Source organism: Pseudomonas sp. GW822-FHT02E03 (assembly GCF_058802325.1).
This window is the reverse complement of record NZ_JBXAOA010000034.1, coordinates 26,129-46,606: the sequence shown is the minus strand read 5'-3', so window position 1 is coordinate 46,606 and position 20,478 is coordinate 26,129. Positions and strand designations below refer to the sequence as shown.

The following is a 20,478-nucleotide window of genomic DNA, read 5'->3' as shown; positions in this document are numbered from 1 at the left end:
GCGAGCAAGCCCGCTCCCACAAGGATCTTCCGTGTACGGGGATTTTTGCTTGGGCCGATGATGGCATTTTGGTACAGTCCGCGCCTCATAAGGGAGTCAGCAAAGAAAGGAGTCTGGTTTGAGCGCGGGCAAGAAGATTTTAGGGCTGATAGCGTTGTTGCTGATGGCAGCCCTGTGGGGCAGTTACTTTTATGTGTTCAAAGAGAACCGTAACGGCCAGCTCGGGGAGACCTTCAGCAGCTACGCCTGGTGTGGCACGCCACCGGCCAGCGATGCCACAGGCTCGGGCAGGGATCGACTGTCGCTGCACATCACCAACAACGTTCATGGCGAGTTCATGCTCTCGGGCGCGGTGATCGTCTCCGAGCGAACCTTTGATCGCTATGACCTGGGCCGCAACGAACTGCGGCTGCGCATGGAACCCCTGCAGTGGTCCTACGGCATTGCGCCGATTCTCATGGAGCAGGTCAGGATCAAGCCCCTGAGCCGCAACCTGTCTTCGACCGATAAAAGTGCCTACGCGGAACTTGAGTCCAGACCCATCGGGGTCTTGGGGCGGTCGACGGACTTTCCGTTCGACACCTATCGCTACGGCTACAAACCGGTGCTGTATTACCTCAAGGGCAACGAGCGCATAGACCTTCGCTTCAAGAACGTCACCACCAGCATGGAGATGTCGAACACCTTCACGCCGATCCAGAAGTACAACCGCGTGGAATACATCAACGAGAAAAACTCGTTGATTCGCGAGGAAGACTACAAGCCCTACGGCGCCAACGAATGTGCGTTCAGTGTCGAGCGCAAAGGCTCGTTCAAGGTGATTGTGCTGCTGTTGTTGCTGGTGATGTGCCTGCCGCTGCTGCACGTGTTTTATCGCGATGAGCCGGGTATCGACTTTCTCGCGACGCTAGTGAGTATTGGGGCGATTCGGGTGTTTCTGGTGGGGCCGTTGAACGACTTTCAGCTGTACAGCATCGACTTCCTGTTCGCGGCGGTGATCATCCTGGTGGGCACGGTGTCGCTGATCAAGGCGATGCGCGCCAATAGTCGGCGGGAATTGGCGGCGAAAAGCGGATCTTCGTGGTGATTGACCAGGTTTTTTCCAGATGAGGTTTTGTGTTGTTCGAGCTGATGTCTTCGCGGGCAAGCCTCGCTCCTACGGGGGGTTGGGTTCATACAACCCGGACTTGTAGGAGCGAGGCTTGCCCGCGAAGAGGCCTTTGAATATTGCCGCGATCACCTCAGCAATAGATGAATATTGTGCTTTTTGATAACGAAAGTGCCGGGCATTGGCTATACCTTTAATTCCCGTATGCCATATTGTTGCCGGCCTTCTGACAGGAGTTACAAGCATGAAGCTTGCGTTAATGATGAGCACCCTATTCATCGCCTCTATCGGAGTGGTGGGTTGCTCCAGCAAAGTCGTCGAGCCGGACCAGTATTCCGGTTTTCTCAAGAACTACAGTCAGCTCAAGGAAGCCAAGTCGCCATCAGGCGCCGTGGTGATGCGCTGGATGGACCCCAAGCTCGATATCAACAAATTCACCAGTGTCTACATCGAACCGACTCAGCTCTATCCCAAACCGCAACCAACGGTGAAAATTCCTCAGACCACTCTGAACGGCATCACCAGTTACTACGATCAAGCACTTAAACGCGAAATAGGCAAATCCCTGCCACTGGCCAGCGGTCCCGGCCCTGGCGTTATGGTGGTGCGTGCGGCGATCACCTCTGTTACCAGCAAGACCGAAAGCCTCCAGCCTTATGAAGTGATCCCGATCGCCCTGGTAGCGGCGGCAGTCAGTACAGCCAGCGGCATTCGCGACCAGGAAACCAATCTGGCCACCGAAGCGGTATTTCTCGATGGTGGCAACAACAAAGTCGTGGCCCAAGTGGTGCGCAAGGGCATTGGCAAACCGCTGGAAAACTCAGATCAGGTGATGAAGGCCGGTGACGTGAAAAACGTGATCGATGGCTGGGCGTCGGATATGCATCAGTCGTATCTGAAGCTCAAGTCCAAGTAATGCGGCGGGGCTGAGAGCCTCTTCGCGAGCAAGCCCGCTCCCACATTGATTCTGTTTCGATCACAGATTTTGTGAACACCAGAGATCAAATGTGGGAGCGGGCTTGCTCGCGAAAGCGGTCTCCCGGTACCACTAATTCCCCCCGCAATCCCGATACCCCGCTACGACGCATGAAGCGGCATCAGGTGCATCAGAAGTGCATCAGGTATGTCAGGTGCATCAGTTTTGCTTCAGTTCTTCTTCGCCTGCTCACGCACTCGTTCTTCCTGTTCGCGCAACTGCGGTGTGAACTCGGCCCCGAAGTCTTCGGCCTCGTACACCTGGCGAATCTCGATCTCGGCCTCTGTGCCCGGCATCGGGTTGGGGCAGCGCTTGACCCACTCGATCGCTTCCTCTTTCGACTTCACCTGCCACAACCAGTAGCCAGCGATCAGCTCCCTGGTTTCGGCGAACGGGCCGTCGATCACCGTACGCTCGTCACCCGAAAAACGTACGCGGGCGCCTTTGCTGCTGGGCTGCAGGCCGTCGCAATCGATGAGGATGCCGGCCTTGGCCAGTTCCTCGTTGAAATTGCCCATCGCGGTCATCAGTTCTTCGCTGGGCATCACACCGGCCTCGGAATCCGGGCTGGCTTTCACAATGATCATGAATCGCATGGTTTTGTCTCCGCTGGATTTGAGTGACTCACTGTCTAGTCGAATGACCTTGGGTCAAATCGACAACGCGGCCAAATGAAAAACGCTGCAAACCTTGTGCTACCCCATATCCCTACACGGGGATAGGTAGGACTTTAGCGTGATGGTAGTCTGCCAATCCCCTGGCCGATGGGATGCCATCATTCATGCCCGTTCTGGAACTCACCACCCTGATCCCCAACCGCACACCCAAGCAAGTACTCGACTTTTGCCTGGAAGGCGTCAACTTTCCGAAGATCTTCCCGGAACGGGTCACACCGCTGGGCGATATCGACCTGAATAACCTGCGCATCGAAGCCGGTCGACAGTTTCGCTTTCGGCACTGGATGTTCAATGTGATCCCGTCAAACTGGACAGTGGTGATCCGCGAGGTTGGCGAGCAGCATTTCATCGATGAAATGCTCAAGGGGCCAATGGCTGCCTTTCGTCATGAACACCGGGTCGCAGCGGCAGAGGGCGGTACGCTGTACACCGACCGTGTGACTTATGCGGCCATGGGTGGCGCACCGCTGGAATGGTTGCTGGTCAATGCCTACATGCGGCGGATTTTCGAAGCGCGGCACCGCAATATGCTTAGATTGCTGGGCTGAAATTCATCTGTAGGAGCGAGGCTTGCCCGCGAAGGCAGTGTGTCAGGCAACATTGATGCAACTGACAGTCCCTCTTTGCGGGCAAGCCTCGCTCCTACAGGGGTTATGTTGTTTGTGAGGTTCGGCAACACAATTTGCTTTGTATTTGGGCATAGGTCGCCAGACCATTTCGTGGTTAACTTCGGCCTCGTCAAAATTCTCTACACCAACGTTCAGAAGGACTCCGTTCATGGCTCAAGTCACTCTTAAAGGCAACCCGGTTCAGGTCAACGGCCAACTGCCACAAGCCGGTTCCCAGGCGCCAGCCTTTTCCCTGGTTGCCGGCAATCTGTCGGACGTGACCCTGGCGAGCTTCGCCGGCAAGCGCAAAGTGCTGAACATCTTCCCAAGCATCGACACCCCGACCTGCGCCACTTCGGTTCGCAAGTTCAACGCCCAGGCCAATGACGTCGCCAACACCGTCGTGCTGTGCATCTCCGCTGACCTGCCGTTCGCCCAGGCTCGTTTCTGCGGTGCCGAAGGCCTGGAAAACGTTCAGAACCTGTCGACCCTGCGCGGTGCCGAGTTCATCGAGAACTACGGCGTAGCGATTGCCGATGGCCCACTCAAAGGCCTGACCGCCCGTGCCGTTGTGGTTCTGGACGAAAACGACAAGGTTCTGCACAGCGAACTGGTCAAGGAAATCGCTGAAGAACCGAACTACGAAGCGGCTCTCGCAGCTCTGAAATAAGTAAACCTTTACAATTGTTAACGGCCTGAGGGGGCGTTCTCAGTTAATTTCCCCGTCGCGTTGTCGCCTTAAAGCGGGCCAGACAAGGCGCAGGCCGCTGGGAATGGTTGTTCCCTTTCCAAGGCCTGCAACGCAGCCTGGCCCGCTTTAAGGCACAACCCGAAGGGCCGGGCCTGCTGTTGTGCAGGGCTGCGTTGCTCAAAGCTTATTTGGAACGACCAAACCACGCTTCTCGCGCCTTGCCCTGCACAACAGCAGACCCGGCGCGGCGGGGTAATAAACTGAGAACGCCCCCTCTGCCCAGGCCGTTTTCATTTGTGCTTCAGTGTTTTAGATAAATCTCCTGTTACGTAAGCCAAAGGTAAATTGCCGGTAAAGGCGCTTTGCTTCAGACCCGCCAGTGCTTATCGTTCAGCCTCATGTAAAAAAGCCCACGCGCCCAATGGTTGATCACTCAATGCAATCCTCCGCTTCCCGTAATCCCCGTCGCTGGCTGTTTGGCCTGCTTGTCCTGTTGGTCATCGCTGGCCTGTGCTGGAAGTTCTGGCCCGCAGGCAGCAGCCCGAAGGAGGGCGCAGGGCAGAAAGCCGTTGCCGGACACAACGGCCGGTCGGGGGGGATGCGTCCGGGGTTCGGCGGGGCGACCGGGCCGGTCCCGGTGCGCGTGGCGCCGGCGGTCAAGGGCGATTTCCCGCTGTATTACAAGGCGCTGGGCACCGTGACCGCGCTGAACACCATCAATGTGCGCAGCCGCGTTGGCGGCGAACTGGTCAAGATTTCGTTCGAAGAAGGGCAAATGGTCAAGGCGGGCGACCTGCTGGCCGAAATTGATCCGCGTCCTTACCAGAACGCCTTGCTCCAGGCCGAAGGCACCTTGCTGCAGAATCAGGCGCAGTTGAAGAACGCTCAGGTCGATGTCGAGCGCTATCGCGGCCTGTACCGCGAAGACAGTATCGCCAAGCAAACCCTGGACACCGCTGAAGCACTGGTCGGCCAGTACCAGGGCACGGTCAAGACCAATCAGGCGGCGGTCAACGACGCCAAGCTCAATCTTGAATTCACCAAAATCCGCGCGCCGATCGCCGGGCGTGTGGGTTTGCGTCAACTGGACGTCGGTAACCTTGTGGCGGCCAATGACACCACGGCACTGGCGATCATCACCCAGACTCAACCGATCAGCGTTGCCTTCACTCTGCCGGAAAACAGCCTCGACGTCGTACTGGCCCGCTATCGCACCGGCGCCAAACTGCCCGCCGAAGCCTGGGACCGTGGCGATACCAAATTGCAGGCCACTGGCGTGTTGCAGAGCCTGGACAACCAGATCGACGTCACCACCGGCACCCTGAAATTCAAGGCCCGCTACGAGAACCGCGATCAAGCGCTGTTCCCCAACCAGTTCGTCAACGTCCACTTGCTGGCCGACACCCTCAAAGGCGTGGTGCTTGCGCCTTCGGCGGCGATCCAGTTCGGCACCAACGGCACGTTCGTCTATGCGATGGACGGCGACAAGAAGGTCACCATCCGCCAGTTGAAAGTCGGCGCCAGTGACGGTGACAACACGGTGATTACTGAGGGCCTGGCCGCTGGTGATCGGGTGGTGCTGGAAGGCACCGACCGCCTGAAGGAAGGCAGCGAAGTGGAGGTCGTCAACGACAGCAAGGATGTGCCGACCACCCCGACCGAGCACCTGCAAGGCAAATCGGCGGCCGATGCGACTGACGCGACGGCCACCGACAAGGCGAAAAAGGGCGGCGCATGAACATCTCGCGGCTGTTCATCCTTCGCCCGGTCGCCACGACCCTGAGCATGCTGGCCATTATTCTGGCCGGTGTGATCGCTTATCGGCTGCTGCCAGTGTCGGCATTGCCCCAGGTCGATTACCCGACCATTCGCGTCATGACGCTCTATCCCGGCGCCAGCCCGGATGTCATGACCAGCGCCGTGACTGCGCCGCTGGAGCGTCAGTTCGGGCAGATGCCTGGCCTGACTCAAATGGCATCCACCAGTTCTGGCGGCGCCTCGGTGCTGACCCTGCGGTTCAGCCTCGACATCAACATGGACGTCGCCGAGCAGCAAGTGCAGGCCGCGATCAACGCCGCGACCAATTTGCTGCCCAAGGATTTGCCGGCACCGCCGGTGTACAACAAGGTCAACCCGGCGGACACCCCGGTGCTGACCCTCGCCATCACCTCAAAAACCATGCTGTTGCCCAAACTCAATGATCTGGTCGACACCCGCATGGCGCAGAAAATCGCCCAGATCAGCGGCGTCGGCATGGTCAGTATTGCCGGTGGCCAGCGTCAGGCGGTGCGGATCAAGGTCAATCCCGAGGCCCTGGCGGCCAACGGCCTGAACCTGTCGGACGTGCGCACGTTGATCGGTGCCTCCAACGTCAATCAGCCCAAGGGCAATTTCGACGGCCCGACCCGGGTGTCGATGCTCGACGCCAACGACCAACTGACTTCACCCAAGGACTACGCCAACCTGATCCTCGCCTACAGCAACGGCGCGCCGTTGCGGCTCAAGGACGTGGCGCAGATCGTCGACGGCGCCGAGAACGAACGTCTGGCGGCGTGGGCCAATGAAAACCAGGCGGTGCTGCTGAACATCCAGCGTCAGCCCGGCGCCAACGTCATCGAAGTGGTCGACCGGATCAAGGCCTTGCTACCGAGCATCACCGACAACCTGCCGGCCGGTCTCGAAGTCACCGTGTTGACCGACCGTACCCAGACCATTCGCGCCTCGGTCACCGACGTGCAACACGAATTGCTGATCGCCATCGCACTGGTGGTGATGGTCACGTTCCTGTTCCTGCGGCGGGCCAGCGCCACGATCATTCCGTCGGTGGCTGTGCCACTGTCATTGATCGGCACCTTCGGCGTGATGTACCTCGCGGGGTTCTCGGTCAATAACCTGACCCTGATGGCGCTGACCATCGCCACCGGTTTCGTGGTGGACGATGCGATCGTCATGCTGGAGAACATTTCCCGATATATCGAGGAGGGCGACAGCCCGCTGCAAGCGGCACTCAAGGGCGCCAAGCAGATTGGCTTCACCCTGATTTCCCTGACGCTGTCGCTGATCGCGGTGTTGATTCCGCTGCTGTTCATGGCCGACGTGGTGGGGCGCTTGTTCCGCGAGTTTGCGATCACCCTGGCGGTGGCGATCCTGATTTCACTCGTGGTGTCCCTGACCCTGACGCCAATGATGTGCGCGCGGCTGCTCAAACGTGAACCCAAGGAAGCAGAACAGGGCCGGTTCTACCGCTCCAGTGGCGCCGCAATTGATTGGATGATCGCGGCTTACGGGCGCAAGTTAAAGTGGGTTCTCAAGCACCAACCGCTGACCCTGATGGTGGCCATCGGCACGCTGGCGTTGACCGTGTTCCTGTACATGGTGGTGCCCAAGGGTTTCTTCCCGGTGCAGGACACCGGGGTGATCCAGGGTATTTCCGAGGCGCCGCAGTCGATTTCCTTTGCGGCGATGAGCGAGCGACAGCAGGAACTGGCCAAGGTGATCCTGGCCGATCCGGCCGTCGAGAGCCTGTCGTCCTACATTGGGGTCGATGGCGACAACTCGACGCTGAACAGTGGCCGGCTGTTGATCAACCTCAAGTCCCACAGCAATCGCGACCTGAGCGCCACCGAAGTGATTGCGCGTCTGCAACCGGAGCTGGACAAGCTGATCGGCATTCGCCTGTTCATGCAGCCGGTGCAGGACCTGACCATCGAAGATCGGGTCAGCCGCACGCAGTACCAATTCAGCATGTCCTCGCCGGATTCCGAGTTGCTCAGCCTGTGGAGCGGGCGTCTGGTGGAAGCGCTGGCGCAACGGCCGGAGCTGACCGATGTCGCCAGCGATTTGCAGGACAAGGGCTTGCAGGTGTATCTGGTGATCGACCGTGATGCGGCGTCGCGGGTCGGCGTATCGGTGTCGAACATCACCGACGCACTTTACGACGCCTTCGGTCAGCGGCAGATTTCCACCATTTACACCCAGGCCAGCCAATACCGCGTGGTGCTGCAATCGCAGTCCGGCGAGAAGATCGGCCCGGATGCGCTGAACCAGATTCACGTCAAGACCACCGATGGCGGTCAGGTGCGCCTGTCCAGCCTGGCGCATGTCGAGGAACGTCAGGCGCAACTGGCGATCACTCACATCGGCCAATTCCCGGCGGTGATGATGTCCTTCAACCTGGCGCCCGGCGTGGCGTTAGGGCATGCGGTGGAGATCATCGACCAGGTGCAGAAAGACATCGGCATGCCGATTGGCGTGCAGACCCAATTCCAGGGCGCGGCCGAAGCGTTCCAGGCGTCGCTGTCGAGCACCTTGCTGCTGATTCTGGCGGCGGTGGTGACCATGTACATCGTGCTCGGCGTGCTCTACGAGAGTTACATTCACCCGATCACCATTCTCTCGACCTTGCCCTCGGCGGCGGTCGGCGCCTTGCTGGCGCTGCTGTTGAGCGGCAATGACCTGGGGATGATCGCGATCATCGGCATCATTTTGCTGATCGGCATCGTGAAAAAGAACGCGATCATGATGATCGACTTCGCGCTTGAGGCGGAACGCAATCAGGGCATGGACCCGGAAACGGCGATCTATCAGGCCGCGCTGCTGCGCTTTCGGCCGATTCTGATGACCACCCTGGCGGCGTTGTTCGGCGCGGTGCCGCTGATGCTGGCCACCGGTTCCGGCGCGGAACTGCGCCAGCCTTTGGGTCTGGTGATGGTCGGTGGCTTGCTGGTGAGTCAGGTACTGACCTTGTTCACCACACCCGTTATTTACTTGTACTTCGACCGCCTCGGGCGGCGCTGGGGCCGTAAATCTGACACCGTGGAAGCGGTAGAACAGCCATGAACCTGTCCGGACCTTTTATCAAGCGCCCGGTGGCGACGATGCTGCTGAGCCTGGCGATCATGCTGCTGGGCGGTGTGAGCTTTGGCCTGTTGCCGGTGTCGCCGTTGCCGCAGATGGACTTCCCGGTGATCGTGGTCCAGGCCAGTCTGCCCGGTGCGAGCCCGGAGGTCATGGCCTCGACCGTGGCCACGCCGCTTGAACGCTCATTCGGCGCTATCGCCGGGGTCAACACCATGAGCAGCCGTTCCAGCCAGGGTTCGACCCGAGTGATTCTGCAATTCGACCTGGACCGCGACATCAACGGCGCGGCGCGGGAAGTGCAGGCGGCGATCAATGCCTCGCGCAACCTGCTGCCGAGCGGGATGCGCAGCATGCCGACCTACAAGAAGGTCAACCCGTCCCAGGCGCCGATCATGGTGCTGTCGCTGACCTCGGACGTGCTGGAAAAAGGCCAGCTCTACGACCTCGCCTCGACGATCCTGTCCCAGAGCCTGTCCCAGGTGCAGGGCGTGGGGGAAGTGCAGATCGGCGGCAGTTCGTTGCCGGCGGTGCGCATCGAACTCGAACCCCAGGCACTGAACCAATACGGCGTGGCGCTGGACGATGTACGCAACACCATCGCCAACGCCAACGTGCGCCGGCCCAAGGGCTCGGTCGAAGACGGCCAGCGGCTGTGGCAGGTTCAGGCCAACGATCAACTGGAAAAGGCCAAGGATTACGAGTCGCTGATCATTCACTACGCGGACGGCGCTGCCTTGCGCCTGAAGGATGTGGCCAAGGTCAGCGACGGCGTCGAGGACCGCTACAACAGCGGGTTCTTCAATGACGACGCGGCGGTGTTGCTGGTGATCAACCGCCAGGCCGGCGCCAACATCATCGAGACGGTCAACGAGATCAAGGCGCAATTGCCGGCGCTGCAGGCTGTGCTGCCGGCCAGCGTCAAGCTGAACCTGGCGATGGACCGTTCGCCGGTGATCAAGGCCACCCTGCATGAAGCGGAAATGACTTTGCTGATTGCTGTGGCGCTGGTGATTCTGGTGGTGTTCCTGTTCCTCGGTAACTTCCGCGCCTCGCTGATTCCGACCCTGGCGGTACCGGTATCGCTGGTGGGCACGTTTGCGGTGATGTACCTCTACGGGTTCTCCCTGAACAACCTGTCGCTGATGGCGTTGATTCTGGCCACCGGGCTGGTGGTGGACGACGCCATTGTGGTGCTGGAGAACATTTCCCGGCACATCGACAAGGGCGTGCCACCGATGAAGGCGGCCTACCTCGGGGCCCAGGAAGTCGGCTTCACGCTGCTGTCGATGAACGTCTCGCTGGTGGCGGTGTTCCTGTCGATCCTGTTCATGGGCGGGATCATCGAAAGCCTGTTCCGCGAGTTTTCCATCACCCTGGCGGCGGCCATTGTGGTGTCGTTGCTGGTGTCGCTGACGCTGACGCCGATGCTCTGTGCCCGCTGGCTCAAGCCGCATACGCCGGGGCAGGAAAACCGCCTGCAGCGCTGGAGCCAGCGGACCAACGAGTGGATGGTCGGCAAATATGCCACCAGCCTCGATTGGGTGTTACGTCACCGTCGACTGACCCTGCTCAGCCTGTTCGTGACGATTGGCGTGAACATTGCTCTGTATGTCGTTGTTCCTAAAACATTTTTACCTCAGCAAGATACCGGCCAGTTGATCGGTTTCGTGCGCGGCGACGACGGGCTGTCATTCAGCGTGATGCAGCCGAAGATGGAAATCTTCCGCCGCGCCGTGCTCAAGGATGAGGCGGTGGAGAGCGTCGCCGGGTTCATCGGTGGCAACAACGGCACCAACAACGCTTTCATGCTGGTGCGGCTCAAACCGATCAAGGAACGTAACCTGTCCGCGCAGAAAGTCATCGAACGCCTCCGCAAGGAAATGCCCAAGGTGCCGGGTGCGCAATTGATGCTGATGGCAGATCAGGACCTGCAATTTGGCGGCGGCCGCGAGCAAACCTCCTCGCAATATTCCTACATCCTGCAAAGCGGCGATCTCGGCGCGTTGCGCGAGTGGTATCCGAAAGTCGTCACCGCCCTCAAGGCGCTGCCGGAACTGACGGCAATCGACGCACGCGAAGGCCGTGGCGCCCAGCAAGTGACCCTGATTGTCGATCGCGATCAGGCCAAGCGTCTGGGCGTGGACATGGACATGGTCACCGCGGTGCTGAACAACGCCTACAGCCAGCGGCAGATTTCGACGATCTACGACAGCCTCAACCAGTATCAGGTGGTGATGGAGGTCAACCCGAAATACGCCCAGGATCCGATAACACTCAAGCAGGTGCAGGTGATCACCGCCGACGGTGCGCGGATTCCGTTGTCCACCATCGCGCACTATGAAAACAGCCTGGAAGACGACCGGGTCAGCCACGAAGGCCAGTTCGCTTCGGAAAGCATCGCTTTCGATATGGCCGAAGGCGTGACGGTGGAGCAGGGCTCAGCGGCCATCGAGCGGGCGATTGCCAAGGTCGGTTTGCCGGAAGACGTGATCGCGAAAATGGCCGGTACCGCCGATGCCTTCGCCGCGACCCAGAAGAGCCAGCCGTGGATGATTCTCGGCGCGCTGGTGGCGGTCTATCTGGTGCTCGGCGTGCTGTATGAAAGCTACATCCACCCGCTGACCATTCTCTCGACCTTGCCGTCCGCCGGGGTTGGGGCGTTGCTGTCGATCTATGTGTTGGGCGGCGAGTTCAGCCTGATCTCCTTGCTTGGGTTGTTCTTGCTGATTGGCGTGGTGAAGAAAAACGCCATTTTGATGATCGACCTGGCGTTGCAACTGGAACGGCATCAGGGCCTTGAGCCGCTGGAGTCGATCCGTAGCGCCTGCCTGCAACGTCTGCGACCGATTCTGATGACCACCCTGGCGGCAATCCTCGGCGCCTTGCCGTTGCTGCTGAGCCGGGCCGAAGGGGCGGAAATGCGTCAGCCGCTGGGCCTGACCATCATTGGCGGGCTGGTCTTCAGCCAGGTGCTGACGCTTTACACCACCCCGGTGGTTTACCTCTATCTCGACAATCTGCGCCATCGCTTCAACCGCTGGCGTGGGGTGCGTACCGATGCTGCTCTGGAAACTCCGCTATGACTGACCGTTCGCTTTTCAACCTGGCTGCACCGCTGATCACGGCCCGAGGTTCGCGTTTGCTGAGCCTGTCGCTGTGCGTGGCGATGCTCAGTGCCTGCGCCATCGGCCCGGATTACCAGCGCCCGCAAGCCGCCGCGCCGGCACAATACAAGGAAGCGGCTGGCTGGCGTCAGGCCAACCCCAGCGATTCTCTGGCCCGTGGTGCCTGGTGGGAGCTGTATGGCGATCAGCAGCTCAACGGCCTGATCGAAAAACTCAACAGCGCCAACCAGACCGTCGCTCAGTCCGAAGCCCAGTACCGCCAGGCCCAGGCATTGGTGCGCAGCGCCCGGGGGGCGTTTTTCCCGACGGTGGACCTGACCGTCGGGAAAACCCGTTCCAGCCAAGGCACCGGTAGCAGCAGCTCGAGCCTGAGCAGTTCCTCCAGCGGTATTCGCGACACCTACACCGCGCAGGCCGGGGTCAGCTGGGAAGCGGACGTCTGGGGCAAATTGCGCCGAGGCCTGGAAGCCGACACAGCCAATGCCGAGGCGAGTTTTGCCGACCTGGCGGCGATGCGCCTGAGCCAGCAATCGGAGCTGGTGCAGAACTATCTGCAATTGCGGGTGATCGACGAACAGAAACGCCTGCTGGAAGCGACGGTCGAGGCCTATCAGCGTTCGCTGACCATGACCGAAAACCAGTACCGCGCGGGTGTCTCCGGCAAGGACGCAGTGGCCCAGGCCACCACTCAGCTCAAAAGCACCCAGGCGGAAATGGTCGACCTGATCTGGCAGCGCGCGCAGTTCGAGAACGCCATTGCTGTATTGATTGGTCTGCCGCCGGCCGAGTTCAGCCTGGCGGAAACCCAAGACATCCCGGCATTGCCGCAGGTGCCGCTGAGCCTGCCTTCGCAGTTGCTGGAACGCCGCCCGGACATCGCCTCCGCCGAGCGCTCGGTGATGGCCGCCAACGCCAATATCGGCGTGGCCAAAGCCGCCTACTACCCAGACCTGACCCTGAGCCTGAACGGCGGCTATAGCAGCAGCACCTCTAACAACTGGATCAGCGTGCCGAACCGCTTCTGGTCGGTCGGCCCGCAACTGGCCATGACCCTGTTCGACGGTGGGCAGCGCTCGGCGGAAGTCGATCGTAGCGAAGCGGCCTATGACGAAACCGTCGCTAAATACCGCCAGACCGTGCTCGACGGCTTCCGTGAAGTGGAAAACTATCTGGTGCAGCTCAAGGTGCTGGAAGACGAAGCCAAGGTGCGTCAGGAAGCCCTGGAGGCGGCGCGCGAATCCTTGCGTTTGACCCGGAATCAGTACCGGGCCGGGCTGATTGCTTATCTGGATGTGGTGGTGGTTCAAGCCACGGCGTTGAGCAACGAGCGCAATGTGCTGAGCTTGCTGCAGAGCCGCTTGATCGCCAGCGTGCAATTGATCGCCGCACTGGGCGGCGGGTGGGACGGGCAGCTTCAGGTGAGCGACAAGCAATAGCGCATGATCGTTCCCACGCTCTGCGTGGGAATGCCTCACCGGACGCTCTGCGTCCGCTTCTGCATGGGACGCGGAGCGTCCCTGGCTGCATTCCCACGCAGAGCGTGGGAACGATCATGTGCCTTGAGCTACCGGCGTTATCATCTTGATGGCCTTTTGATGACTTTGTGAGTGCGTTCGTCCGCGGAATCAGTACAATCGCCGACTTTGCTCCCCGAGAATGAACGCAGCACGGCGGGGGCGGTCGCGAGAAGTCCCATGCTCATCGGTAGTTATTCCTTTACGCTGGTTTTCATATCGCTCTGTGTGGCGATACTTGCCTCTTATACCGCGCTAGACCTCACCGGTCGCATCGCCACGGCCAAGGGGCGGGCGGTGCATCTGTGGACGGCGGGCGGCGCTTTTGCGATGGGGATCGGCGTGTGGTCGATGCATTTCATCGGCATGCTCGCGTTCACATTGCCGATCGATCTGGGCTACGACGTTACCCTTACGGCGCTGTCGCTATTGATCGCGGTCCTGTCCTGCGGTTTTGCCTTGTGGCTGGTCAGCCAGCCACAACTGCCGGCCTGGCAACTGGCGTTCGGCGCGCTGGTGATGGGCGCTGGCATCAGTGCGATGCATTACACCGGCATGGCCGCCATGCGCATGCAGCCTGGCATCGATTACGACCCCGCTCTGTTTAGCGCCTCGCTGCTGATCGCCGTCGGCGCGTCGGGCGCTGCGTTGTGGATCGCTTTCCGCCTGCGTCGGCAGGCGCCCTATGTTCGCCTGATCCGCGGCGGTGCTGCGGTGATCATGGGCATCGCCATCGTCGGCATGCACTACACCGGCATGGCCGCGGCACGCTTTGCCGACGGCAGTTTCTGTGGCGCGGCAGCCGATGGCCTGAACGGCGAGGGCCTGGACAATCTTGTTCTGATCACCACCCTTGCCGTATTGAGCATTGCCTTGCTGACCTCGATCCTCGATGCACGCCTGGAGGCTCGCACCGCGGACCTGGCTCACTCACTGACCGAGGCCAATCGCGAGCTCACCCAGCTGGCGCTGCACGACACCCTGACCGGGCTGCCGAACCGGGTGTTACTGGCCGACCGTATCGATCAGGCGATGTCGAGGGTGCAGGAGCAGGGCGGCTGTTTTGCGTTGATGTTCATTGATCTGGATGGTTTCAAACCGGTCAACGATGCTTTTGGGCACCACATGGGCGATCAGTTGCTGCGTGAGGTCGGCCTGCGCTTGCGTGAAGATTTGCGTAGCCAGGACACCCTGGCGCGGATCGGCGGCGATGAGTTTGTGTTGCTGGTGCAACTCGCCGAGCCGAATGACGCGCTGAACCTGGCGGCGCGCCAGGTGGGGCTGATCGCGCGCTCGTTCCGGGTCGCGGAACATGACTTGCAGATTTCCGCCAGCGTCGGCATCGCGCTCTATCCGGGCAACGGTCAGACCGCCGAGGAGTTGCTGATGAACGCCGACGCGGCGATGTACCACGCCAAGGGTGCCGGGAAAAACGGCCACAGCTTCTTCGACGCTTCGATGAACAGCAACGCGCGCAAACAGCTGCAATTGCTTCAGGACTTGCGCAACGCCCTGGATCAGCAGCAATTCAGCCTCTATTACCAGCCCAAGTTCGACGCCGGCCATGGCCGACCGGTGGGCGCCGAGGCGTTGCTGCGCTGGGAACACCCGACCCAGGGCATGCTGCAGCCGGACAGCTTCATCGATCTTGCGGAGAAGACCGGGCTGATCATTCCGATTGGCGAGTGGGTGCTCAATGAAGCCTGCCGTCAGATGCGCGAGTGGTACGTGCTCGGTTACACCGATTGGCGCATCGCGGTGAACCTCTCGGCCTTGCAGTTCTGCCACGCCGGGTTGGTGCAGAGTGTCGCCAAGGCCCTGGCCACTCATCATTTGCCGGCCAACAGCCTGACCCTGGAAATCACCGAAACCACCGCCATGAGCGACGCCGATGCGAGCATGACGGTGCTGCAGGAACTCTCGGATATGGGCGTCGACCTGTCTATCGATGACTTTGGTACTGGCTATTCGAGCTTGATGTACCTCAAGCGCCTGCCGGCCAATGAACTGAAGATCGACCGGGGTTTCGTCCGCGATCTGGAACACGACAGCGACGACGCGGCCATCGTCTCGGCCATCGTCGCCCTCGGCCAGGCCTTGGGCTTGCGGATCGTGGCCGAAGGGGTTGAAACCGGTGTCCAGCAAGACTTCCTGACCCAACTCGGATGCGACTCGTTGCAGGGTTATCTGCTGGGACACCCGCTGCCGGCCGATCGCTTTATGGCCGATATTCACCGAGGGGAGCAATTGGCGGCGGGCTGAAACCGAGCAGCTTATTGGGGGCAGACCTGTGGCGAGGGAGCTTGCTCCCGCTCGGCTGCGAAACAGTCGCAAAACCAGTCGGCCTGGTGGGTCTGAAAAAATGAGGGGGCCGCTGCGCGCCCCAGCGGGAGCAAGCTCCCTCGCCACAGAAGCATCTTCAGCCACAGGAATAGGTTCACTTCAGATTGCCATCAGTGCAGCCATTGACGCAGGTTCATGCAAAACCCGCCGATGGCGGTTATTCTTGGCCCCGACTGCATACGCTTGAAACGGGGGAATGCCAGCATGGACAAAGTCATCGTCATCACCGGCGGCAGCCGCGGAATTGGCGCCGCCACGGCCCTGTTGGCCGCAGAGCAGGGCTATCGGATCTGTATCAACTATCAGTCCGACGAACAGGCGGCGCACAGTGTGCTGGAACAAGTCCGCGCACTCGGCGCTCAAGCCATTGCGGTACGCGCCGATGTCAGCATCGAAGACGAGGTGATCGGCCTGTTCCACCGCGTAGATACCGAACTCGGTCGGGTCACGGCGCTGGTGAACAACGCCGGCACGGTCGGGCAAAAATCGCGGATCGACGAGATGTCCGAATTCCGTATTCTGAAAATCCTCAAGACCAACGTCCTGGCGCCGATCCTCTGCGCCAAACACGCGATCCTGCGCATGTCGCCCAAACATGGCGGGCAGGGCGGCAGCATCGTCAACGTGTCGTCGGTCGCTGCCCGCTTGGGCGCCCCCAGCGAATATGTCGACTACGCAGCGTCCAAAGGCGCGCTGGACACCTTCACCATCGGTCTGTCCAAGGAAGTGGCGGGCGAGGGTATTCGCGTCAACGCCGTGCGGCCGGGTTACATCTACACCGATTTCCATGCATTGAGCGGCGATCCGGATCGGGTCAGCAAGCTGGAATCGGCGATCCCGATGGCCCGGGGTGGGCGACCGGATGAAGTGGCTGAGGCGATTGTGTGGTTGTTGTCGGATAAGGCTTCTTATGCGACCGGGACTTTCGTCGATCTGGGTGGTGGGCGTTAATCCTCAGGATTTGCTTTGTCTGTTCTGGCCTCTTCGCGAGCAAGCCCGCTCCCACAGGGGTTCTGTGTGTACACAACATTTGTGAACACCACCGAACCCCTGTGGGAGCGGGCTTGCTCGCGAAGGCGATAGCCCAGACAACATCAAACCCTCAGAACGACCGCACAATCCGCCCCAACGTCTCCATCGCCTTCTCCGAATCCTCAGTCCACGGGCTGCCGTAATTCAGCCGAATACAATTCCTGAACCGCTGGGTTGGCGAGAAAATCGGCCCCGGCGCGATGCTGATCCCTTGCGCCAATGCCATCTGAAACAACTTCAACGAATCCATCTGCGGCGGCAGCTCCAGCCACAAAAAGTACCCTCCCGCCGGCTGACTAACGCGCGTCTGGGCCGGGAAGTAGCGGGCGATGGCGGCGAGCATCGCGCTTTGTTGTTCTTCCAGGGCGTAACGCAGTTTGCGCAGGTGTCGGTCGTAGCCGCCGTGTTGCAGGTAATCGGCGATGGCGGCCTGGGCGGGCATTGAGGCGCAGAGGGAGGTCATCAGTTTCAGGCGTTCGATTTTCTGTGCATACCGCCCGGCGGCGACCCAGCCGATGCGATAACCGGGGGCCAGGCTCTTGGCGAACGAACCGCAGTGCATCACCAGACCCTCAGTATCGAAAGCCTTGGCCGGTTTTGGCGCCTGTTGGCCGTAATAGAGCTCGGCGTAGACGTCGTCCTCGATCAGCGGCACCTGATGGCTGCGCAACAACTCCACGAGTTCCTGCTTCTTCGCCTCGGGCATGGTCGCGCCCATCGGGTTCTGGAAACTGGTCATGCACCAGCAGGCCTTGATCGGATGCCGTTCCAGGGTCTGGGCCAGCACACCAAGGTCAATGCCATCGCGCGGGTGCACGGGGATTTCCACCGCTTTGAGCTTCAGCCGTTCCAGCACTTGCAGGCTGGCATAGAACGCTGGGGCTTCGATGGCCACCAGATCGCCGGGCTCGGTGACTGCTTGTAGGCACAGGTTCAACGCTTCCAGCGCACCGTTGGTGATCAACAATTCTTCCATGGGCAGCATCAGCCCGCCGACCATGTAGCGCAGGGCGATTTGCCGACGCAGTTGCGGGTTGCCCGGCGACATGTCGGTGACCACCATGCGCGGGTCCATCTCCCGGGCGGCGCTGGCCAGCGAGCGGGACAACCGCTGCAGCGGGAACAGCGTGGGGCTGGGGAAGGCTGAGCCGAAGGGCACGGTGTTCGGGTCCTTGATCGAGTCCAGCACCGAGAACACCAGTTCGCTGACGTCGACTTCGGTGGACTCGTTGACCTGGCTGCTGATCACCGGCTCCGAAAACGGGCTCGGTGCATGGGTATTGACGAAGTAACCGGAGCGCGGCCGGGCGCGGATCAGGCCACGGCGCTCAAGCAGGTAATAGGCCTGGAACACCGTGGACGGGCTGACCCCGTAAGTCTGGCTGGCGTAGCGCACCGACGGCACCCGCTGGCCGGGACCGAGGACGCCGGAGCGGATCAGTTCAGCGATATCGTCGGCGAATTTTTCGTAGCGTTTCATCAAAGACCCGGTTTGAGGTTATTCAGTTGGTGCGCTGTTGTGGCGAGGGAGCTTGCTCCCGCTGGGGTGCGAAGCGCCCCCAAAAATTTACGACTGCTACGCAGCCGAGCGGGAGCAAGCTCCCTCGCCACAGAGGATCGCATCTGACAGAGGACTGCATCTGACAAAGGATTGCATCTTAAAGGCTCATCGGTTCATCGGCGCAACAAACCGGCTCTTGGCCACGCTGTTGATGCCCGGCTCATCGCTGTCGACAATCTTGAAACTGATGGTCTGCGAGCTGCTGCTCGGGCGATCCGTGGTCATGGCCACCGATACCGGCACGTCGACGATCTCTCCGGGGGCCAGGCTCAGTTCAGTCTTGCCTTGCAGCTGGAAGCCATCGCCATCGACCAGCGTCAATCGGTAATCCTGACGTTGCTGGGTCTTGTTGATGACCTTCAAGCTGTAGATGTTTTCGATCTGGCCTTCACTGTTCTCGCGGAACAGGCCACGGTCCTTGCTCACGTCCAGCGACACCATCGGCCGCTCCACCAGCGCCAGGGCGAGGGCGCCGATCATCACCAGGAGCACGGCGGTGTAACCGATCAGTCGCGGCCTCAGAAGGTGGGTCTTGCCACCCTGCAGTTCATGCTCCGAGGTGTAGCTGATCAGCCCACGGGCGTAGCCCATTTTGTCCATGATCGAGTCACAGGCGTCGATGCACGCGGCGCAACCGATGCATTCCATCTGCAAACCGTCGCGGATGTCGATGCCGGTAGGGCAGACCTGCACGCACAATTGGCAATCGATGCAATCACCCAGTCCGACCTCGGTGGGTTTCACGTCACGTTTGCGCGGGCCACGGTTTTCGCCGCGGGCCACGTCGTAGGAAATGGTCAGGGTGTCCTTGTCGAACATCACGCTCTGGAACCGCGCATACGGGCACATGTGCATGCACACTGCTTCGCGCAACCAACCGGCATTGATGTAAGTAGCCCCGGTGAAGAACAGCACCCAGAACAGGCTGACACCGCCGATTTGCAAGGTCAGCAGCTCTTCGGCCAGCGGCCGGATCGGCGTGAAGTAGCCGACAAAGGTCAAGCCAGTGAGCAAGCTGATCGCCAGCCACAGGGTGTGTTTGGCCGAGCGGCGGATCAGTTTGTTCAGGCCCCAGGGGGCGGCTTGTAGCTTGATTCGCTGGTTGCGCTCGCCTTCGGTAATTTTCTCGCACCACATGAAGATCCAGGTCCAGGAGCTCTGCGGGCAGGTGTAGCCGCACCAGACCCGGCCGGCGAACACGGTGATCGCAAACAGGCCGAACGCAGCAATGATCAGCAGCGCCGACAGCAGGATGAAATCCTGTGGCCAGAAGGTCGCGCCGAAGATGTGGAATTTACTTTCGGAAAGGTCCCAGAGCACCGCTTGGCGGCCACCCCAGTTCAGCCACACGGTGCCGAAGAACAGCAGAAACAGAACCCCCGCGCCACTCATGCGCAGGGTGCGGAACAAACCCGTGAAGCTGCGGGTGTGGATCAGGTTGTCGCTGGACTTGGCCTTTATCTTTGGACGCAAAGGCTCATTGATAAATGAAGCAGGTTCAACGGTTCGGACGGGGATTCTATCGCTCATGGTCTTTCGCTCATCAGCCTCCATCAGGCCTGAGCACTATGACCAGCGATCTGTTTGCATAACAGACTCAGCTAAAGCAATAAAAAGCGGATCAGATGAGTTTCTGACACCCGCCTGCGACAACTTGATGCACCCACAACGGCTGGCCGCAAACGCCTATGCCAGGTGTTTGCGGCGTGTGTTGATGCGGGTCAGTCAAATCACCGAATCACTGTCCGTGGCCTTCAAATGCCGGCGACCGTCCGCTGCGCCTGCTACGGTCAATGCATCGGCTTCTGCTTCGGTGATGTAGATGCGCTGGCCGTCGAGGTCCACCGCCGACATGGATTTTTCCGCGTCGGTGATGATGGTGACGTCGGGGCAAAGACGAATTTCTTCGCCGTTCCTGGTGATGAAGAAGCAGGTCTGGTTTTCGATACGCACGGTCATGGGGGGGCCCTTTTTTTGCAGGTT

14 protein-coding genes are annotated in these 20,478 nt (G+C 60.4%); 10 read left to right on the top strand and 4 right to left on the bottom strand.

Features of this window, described 5'->3' with window-relative positions; translation table 11 throughout:
* Positions 1-118 precede the first annotated feature (118 nt).
* Together AC1RQB_RS21485 and AC1RQB_RS21480 are read left to right on the top strand one after the other, a co-directional pair.
* Positions 119-1,087 (top strand): hypothetical protein, encoded by a 969-nt coding sequence (locus AC1RQB_RS21485; protein WP_063343506.1) that lies wholly within the window; start codon positions 119-121, stop codon positions 1,085-1,087.
* A 265-nt stretch (positions 1,088-1,352) separates the two neighbouring features.
* Positions 1,353-2,024 (top strand): DUF3313 domain-containing protein, encoded by a 672-nt coding sequence (locus AC1RQB_RS21480; protein ID WP_063343507.1) that lies wholly within the window; start codon positions 1,353-1,355, stop codon positions 2,022-2,024.
* Between the two features lie 230 nt (positions 2,025-2,254).
* On the opposite strand, the gene AC1RQB_RS21475 is transcribed toward AC1RQB_RS21480, so the two are convergent.
* Positions 2,255-2,680, bottom strand: a complete 426-nt coding sequence (locus AC1RQB_RS21475; protein ID WP_063343508.1) for a YciI family protein — start codon at positions 2,678-2,680, stop codon at positions 2,255-2,257.
* A 185-nt stretch (positions 2,681-2,865) separates the two neighbouring features.
* Between AC1RQB_RS21475 and AC1RQB_RS21470 the strand changes: the two genes are divergently transcribed.
* The 8 genes from AC1RQB_RS21470 to AC1RQB_RS21435 all read left to right on the top strand — a co-directional run bounded on the left by AC1RQB_RS21470 (position 2,866) and on the right by AC1RQB_RS21435 (position 16,853).
* Positions 2,866-3,309: an SRPBCC family protein gene (locus tag AC1RQB_RS21470; RefSeq protein WP_063343509.1), complete on the top strand. Its 444-nt coding sequence runs from the start codon at positions 2,866-2,868 to the stop codon at positions 3,307-3,309.
* A 229-nt stretch (positions 3,310-3,538) separates the two neighbouring features.
* Positions 3,539-4,039 (top strand): thiol peroxidase, encoded by a 501-nt coding sequence (gene tpx, locus AC1RQB_RS21465; RefSeq protein WP_007901300.1) that lies wholly within the window; start codon positions 3,539-3,541, stop codon positions 4,037-4,039.
* Positions 4,040-4,481: 442 nt separating this feature from the next.
* Positions 4,482-5,798, top strand: coding sequence for an MdtA/MuxA family multidrug efflux RND transporter periplasmic adaptor subunit (locus AC1RQB_RS21460; RefSeq protein WP_063343510.1), 1,317 nt, complete (start codon positions 4,482-4,484; stop codon positions 5,796-5,798).
* A complete protein-coding gene (locus tag AC1RQB_RS21455) occupies positions 5,795-8,899 on the top strand; it encodes an MdtB/MuxB family multidrug efflux RND transporter permease subunit (RefSeq protein ID WP_063343511.1) in 3,105 nt (1,034 codons plus the stop codon). Before AC1RQB_RS21460 ends, AC1RQB_RS21455 begins: the two co-directional genes overlap by 4 nt.
* The gene (locus AC1RQB_RS21450) at positions 8,896-12,003 is read left to right on the top strand and encodes an efflux RND transporter permease subunit (protein ID WP_207267314.1); all 3,108 of its coding nucleotides are present in this window, start codon (positions 8,896-8,898) and stop codon (positions 12,001-12,003) included. Before AC1RQB_RS21455 ends, AC1RQB_RS21450 begins: the two co-directional genes overlap by 4 nt.
* Positions 12,000-13,481 carry an efflux transporter outer membrane subunit gene (locus AC1RQB_RS21445; RefSeq protein WP_207267313.1) on the top strand — a complete coding sequence of 494 codons (1,482 nt, stop codon included), beginning with the start codon at positions 12,000-12,002 and terminating at the stop codon, positions 13,479-13,481. Before AC1RQB_RS21450 ends, AC1RQB_RS21445 begins: the two co-directional genes overlap by 4 nt.
* A gap of 258 nt (positions 13,482-13,739) precedes the next feature.
* Positions 13,740-15,821: a putative bifunctional diguanylate cyclase/phosphodiesterase gene (locus AC1RQB_RS21440; RefSeq protein WP_063343512.1), complete on the top strand. Its 2,082-nt coding sequence runs from the start codon at positions 13,740-13,742 to the stop codon at positions 15,819-15,821.
* 285 nt (positions 15,822-16,106) lie between these two features.
* The gene (locus AC1RQB_RS21435; RefSeq protein ID WP_008069154.1) at positions 16,107-16,853 is read left to right on the top strand and encodes an SDR family oxidoreductase; all 747 of its coding nucleotides are present in this window, start codon (positions 16,107-16,109) and stop codon (positions 16,851-16,853) included.
* Between the two features lie 151 nt (positions 16,854-17,004).
* Here AC1RQB_RS21435 and mapR read toward each other — a convergent pair whose 3' ends face one another.
* The 3 genes from mapR to AC1RQB_RS21420 all read right to left on the bottom strand — a co-directional run bounded on the left by mapR (position 17,005) and on the right by AC1RQB_RS21420 (position 20,454).
* A complete protein-coding gene (gene mapR / locus AC1RQB_RS21430) occupies positions 17,005-18,414 on the bottom strand; it encodes a GntR family transcriptional regulator MpaR (RefSeq protein WP_008069156.1) in 1,410 nt (469 codons plus the stop codon).
* Positions 18,415-18,600: 186 nt separating this feature from the next.
* Complete coding sequence (gene ccoG, locus AC1RQB_RS21425) at positions 18,601-20,025, bottom strand: cytochrome c oxidase accessory protein CcoG (RefSeq protein WP_063343513.1); 1,425 nt, start codon at positions 20,023-20,025, stop codon at positions 18,601-18,603.
* A gap of 195 nt (positions 20,026-20,220) precedes the next feature.
* Complete coding sequence (locus AC1RQB_RS21420; protein ID WP_007901318.1) at positions 20,221-20,454, bottom strand: DUF3203 family protein; 234 nt, start codon at positions 20,452-20,454, stop codon at positions 20,221-20,223.
* Positions 20,455-20,478: the final 24 nt, after the last annotated feature.

What these genes read in the sequence shown, in the direction of transcription:
- AC1RQB_RS21480 (WP_063343507.1), top strand. Translation starts at nt 1,353, where the DNA reads ATGAAGCTTGCGTTAATGATGAGCACCCTATTCATCGCCTCTATCGGA.
- AC1RQB_RS21475 (WP_063343508.1), bottom strand. Translation starts at nt 2,680, where the DNA reads ATGCGATTCATGATCATTGTGAAAGCCAGCCCGGATTCCGAGGCCGGT.
- AC1RQB_RS21470 (WP_063343509.1), top strand. Translation starts at nt 2,866, where the DNA reads ATGCCCGTTCTGGAACTCACCACCCTGATCCCCAACCGCACACCCAAG.
- tpx (WP_007901300.1), top strand. Translation starts at nt 3,539, where the DNA reads ATGGCTCAAGTCACTCTTAAAGGCAACCCGGTTCAGGTCAACGGCCAA.
- AC1RQB_RS21460 (WP_063343510.1), top strand. Translation starts at nt 4,482, where the DNA reads ATGGTTGATCACTCAATGCAATCCTCCGCTTCCCGTAATCCCCGTCGC.
- AC1RQB_RS21455 (WP_063343511.1), top strand. Translation starts at nt 5,795, where the DNA reads ATGAACATCTCGCGGCTGTTCATCCTTCGCCCGGTCGCCACGACCCTG.
- AC1RQB_RS21450 (WP_207267314.1), top strand. Translation starts at nt 8,896, where the DNA reads ATGAACCTGTCCGGACCTTTTATCAAGCGCCCGGTGGCGACGATGCTG.
- AC1RQB_RS21445 (WP_207267313.1), top strand. Translation starts at nt 12,000, where the DNA reads ATGACTGACCGTTCGCTTTTCAACCTGGCTGCACCGCTGATCACGGCC.
- AC1RQB_RS21440 (WP_063343512.1), top strand. Translation starts at nt 13,740, where the DNA reads ATGCTCATCGGTAGTTATTCCTTTACGCTGGTTTTCATATCGCTCTGT.
- AC1RQB_RS21435 (WP_008069154.1), top strand. Translation starts at nt 16,107, where the DNA reads ATGGACAAAGTCATCGTCATCACCGGCGGCAGCCGCGGAATTGGCGCC.
- mapR (WP_008069156.1), bottom strand. Translation starts at nt 18,414, where the DNA reads ATGAAACGCTACGAAAAATTCGCCGACGATATCGCTGAACTGATCCGC.
- ccoG (WP_063343513.1), bottom strand. Translation starts at nt 20,025, where the DNA reads ATGAGCGATAGAATCCCCGTCCGAACCGTTGAACCTGCTTCATTTATC.
- AC1RQB_RS21420 (WP_007901318.1), bottom strand. Translation starts at nt 20,454, where the DNA reads ATGACCGTGCGTATCGAAAACCAGACCTGCTTCTTCATCACCAGGAAC.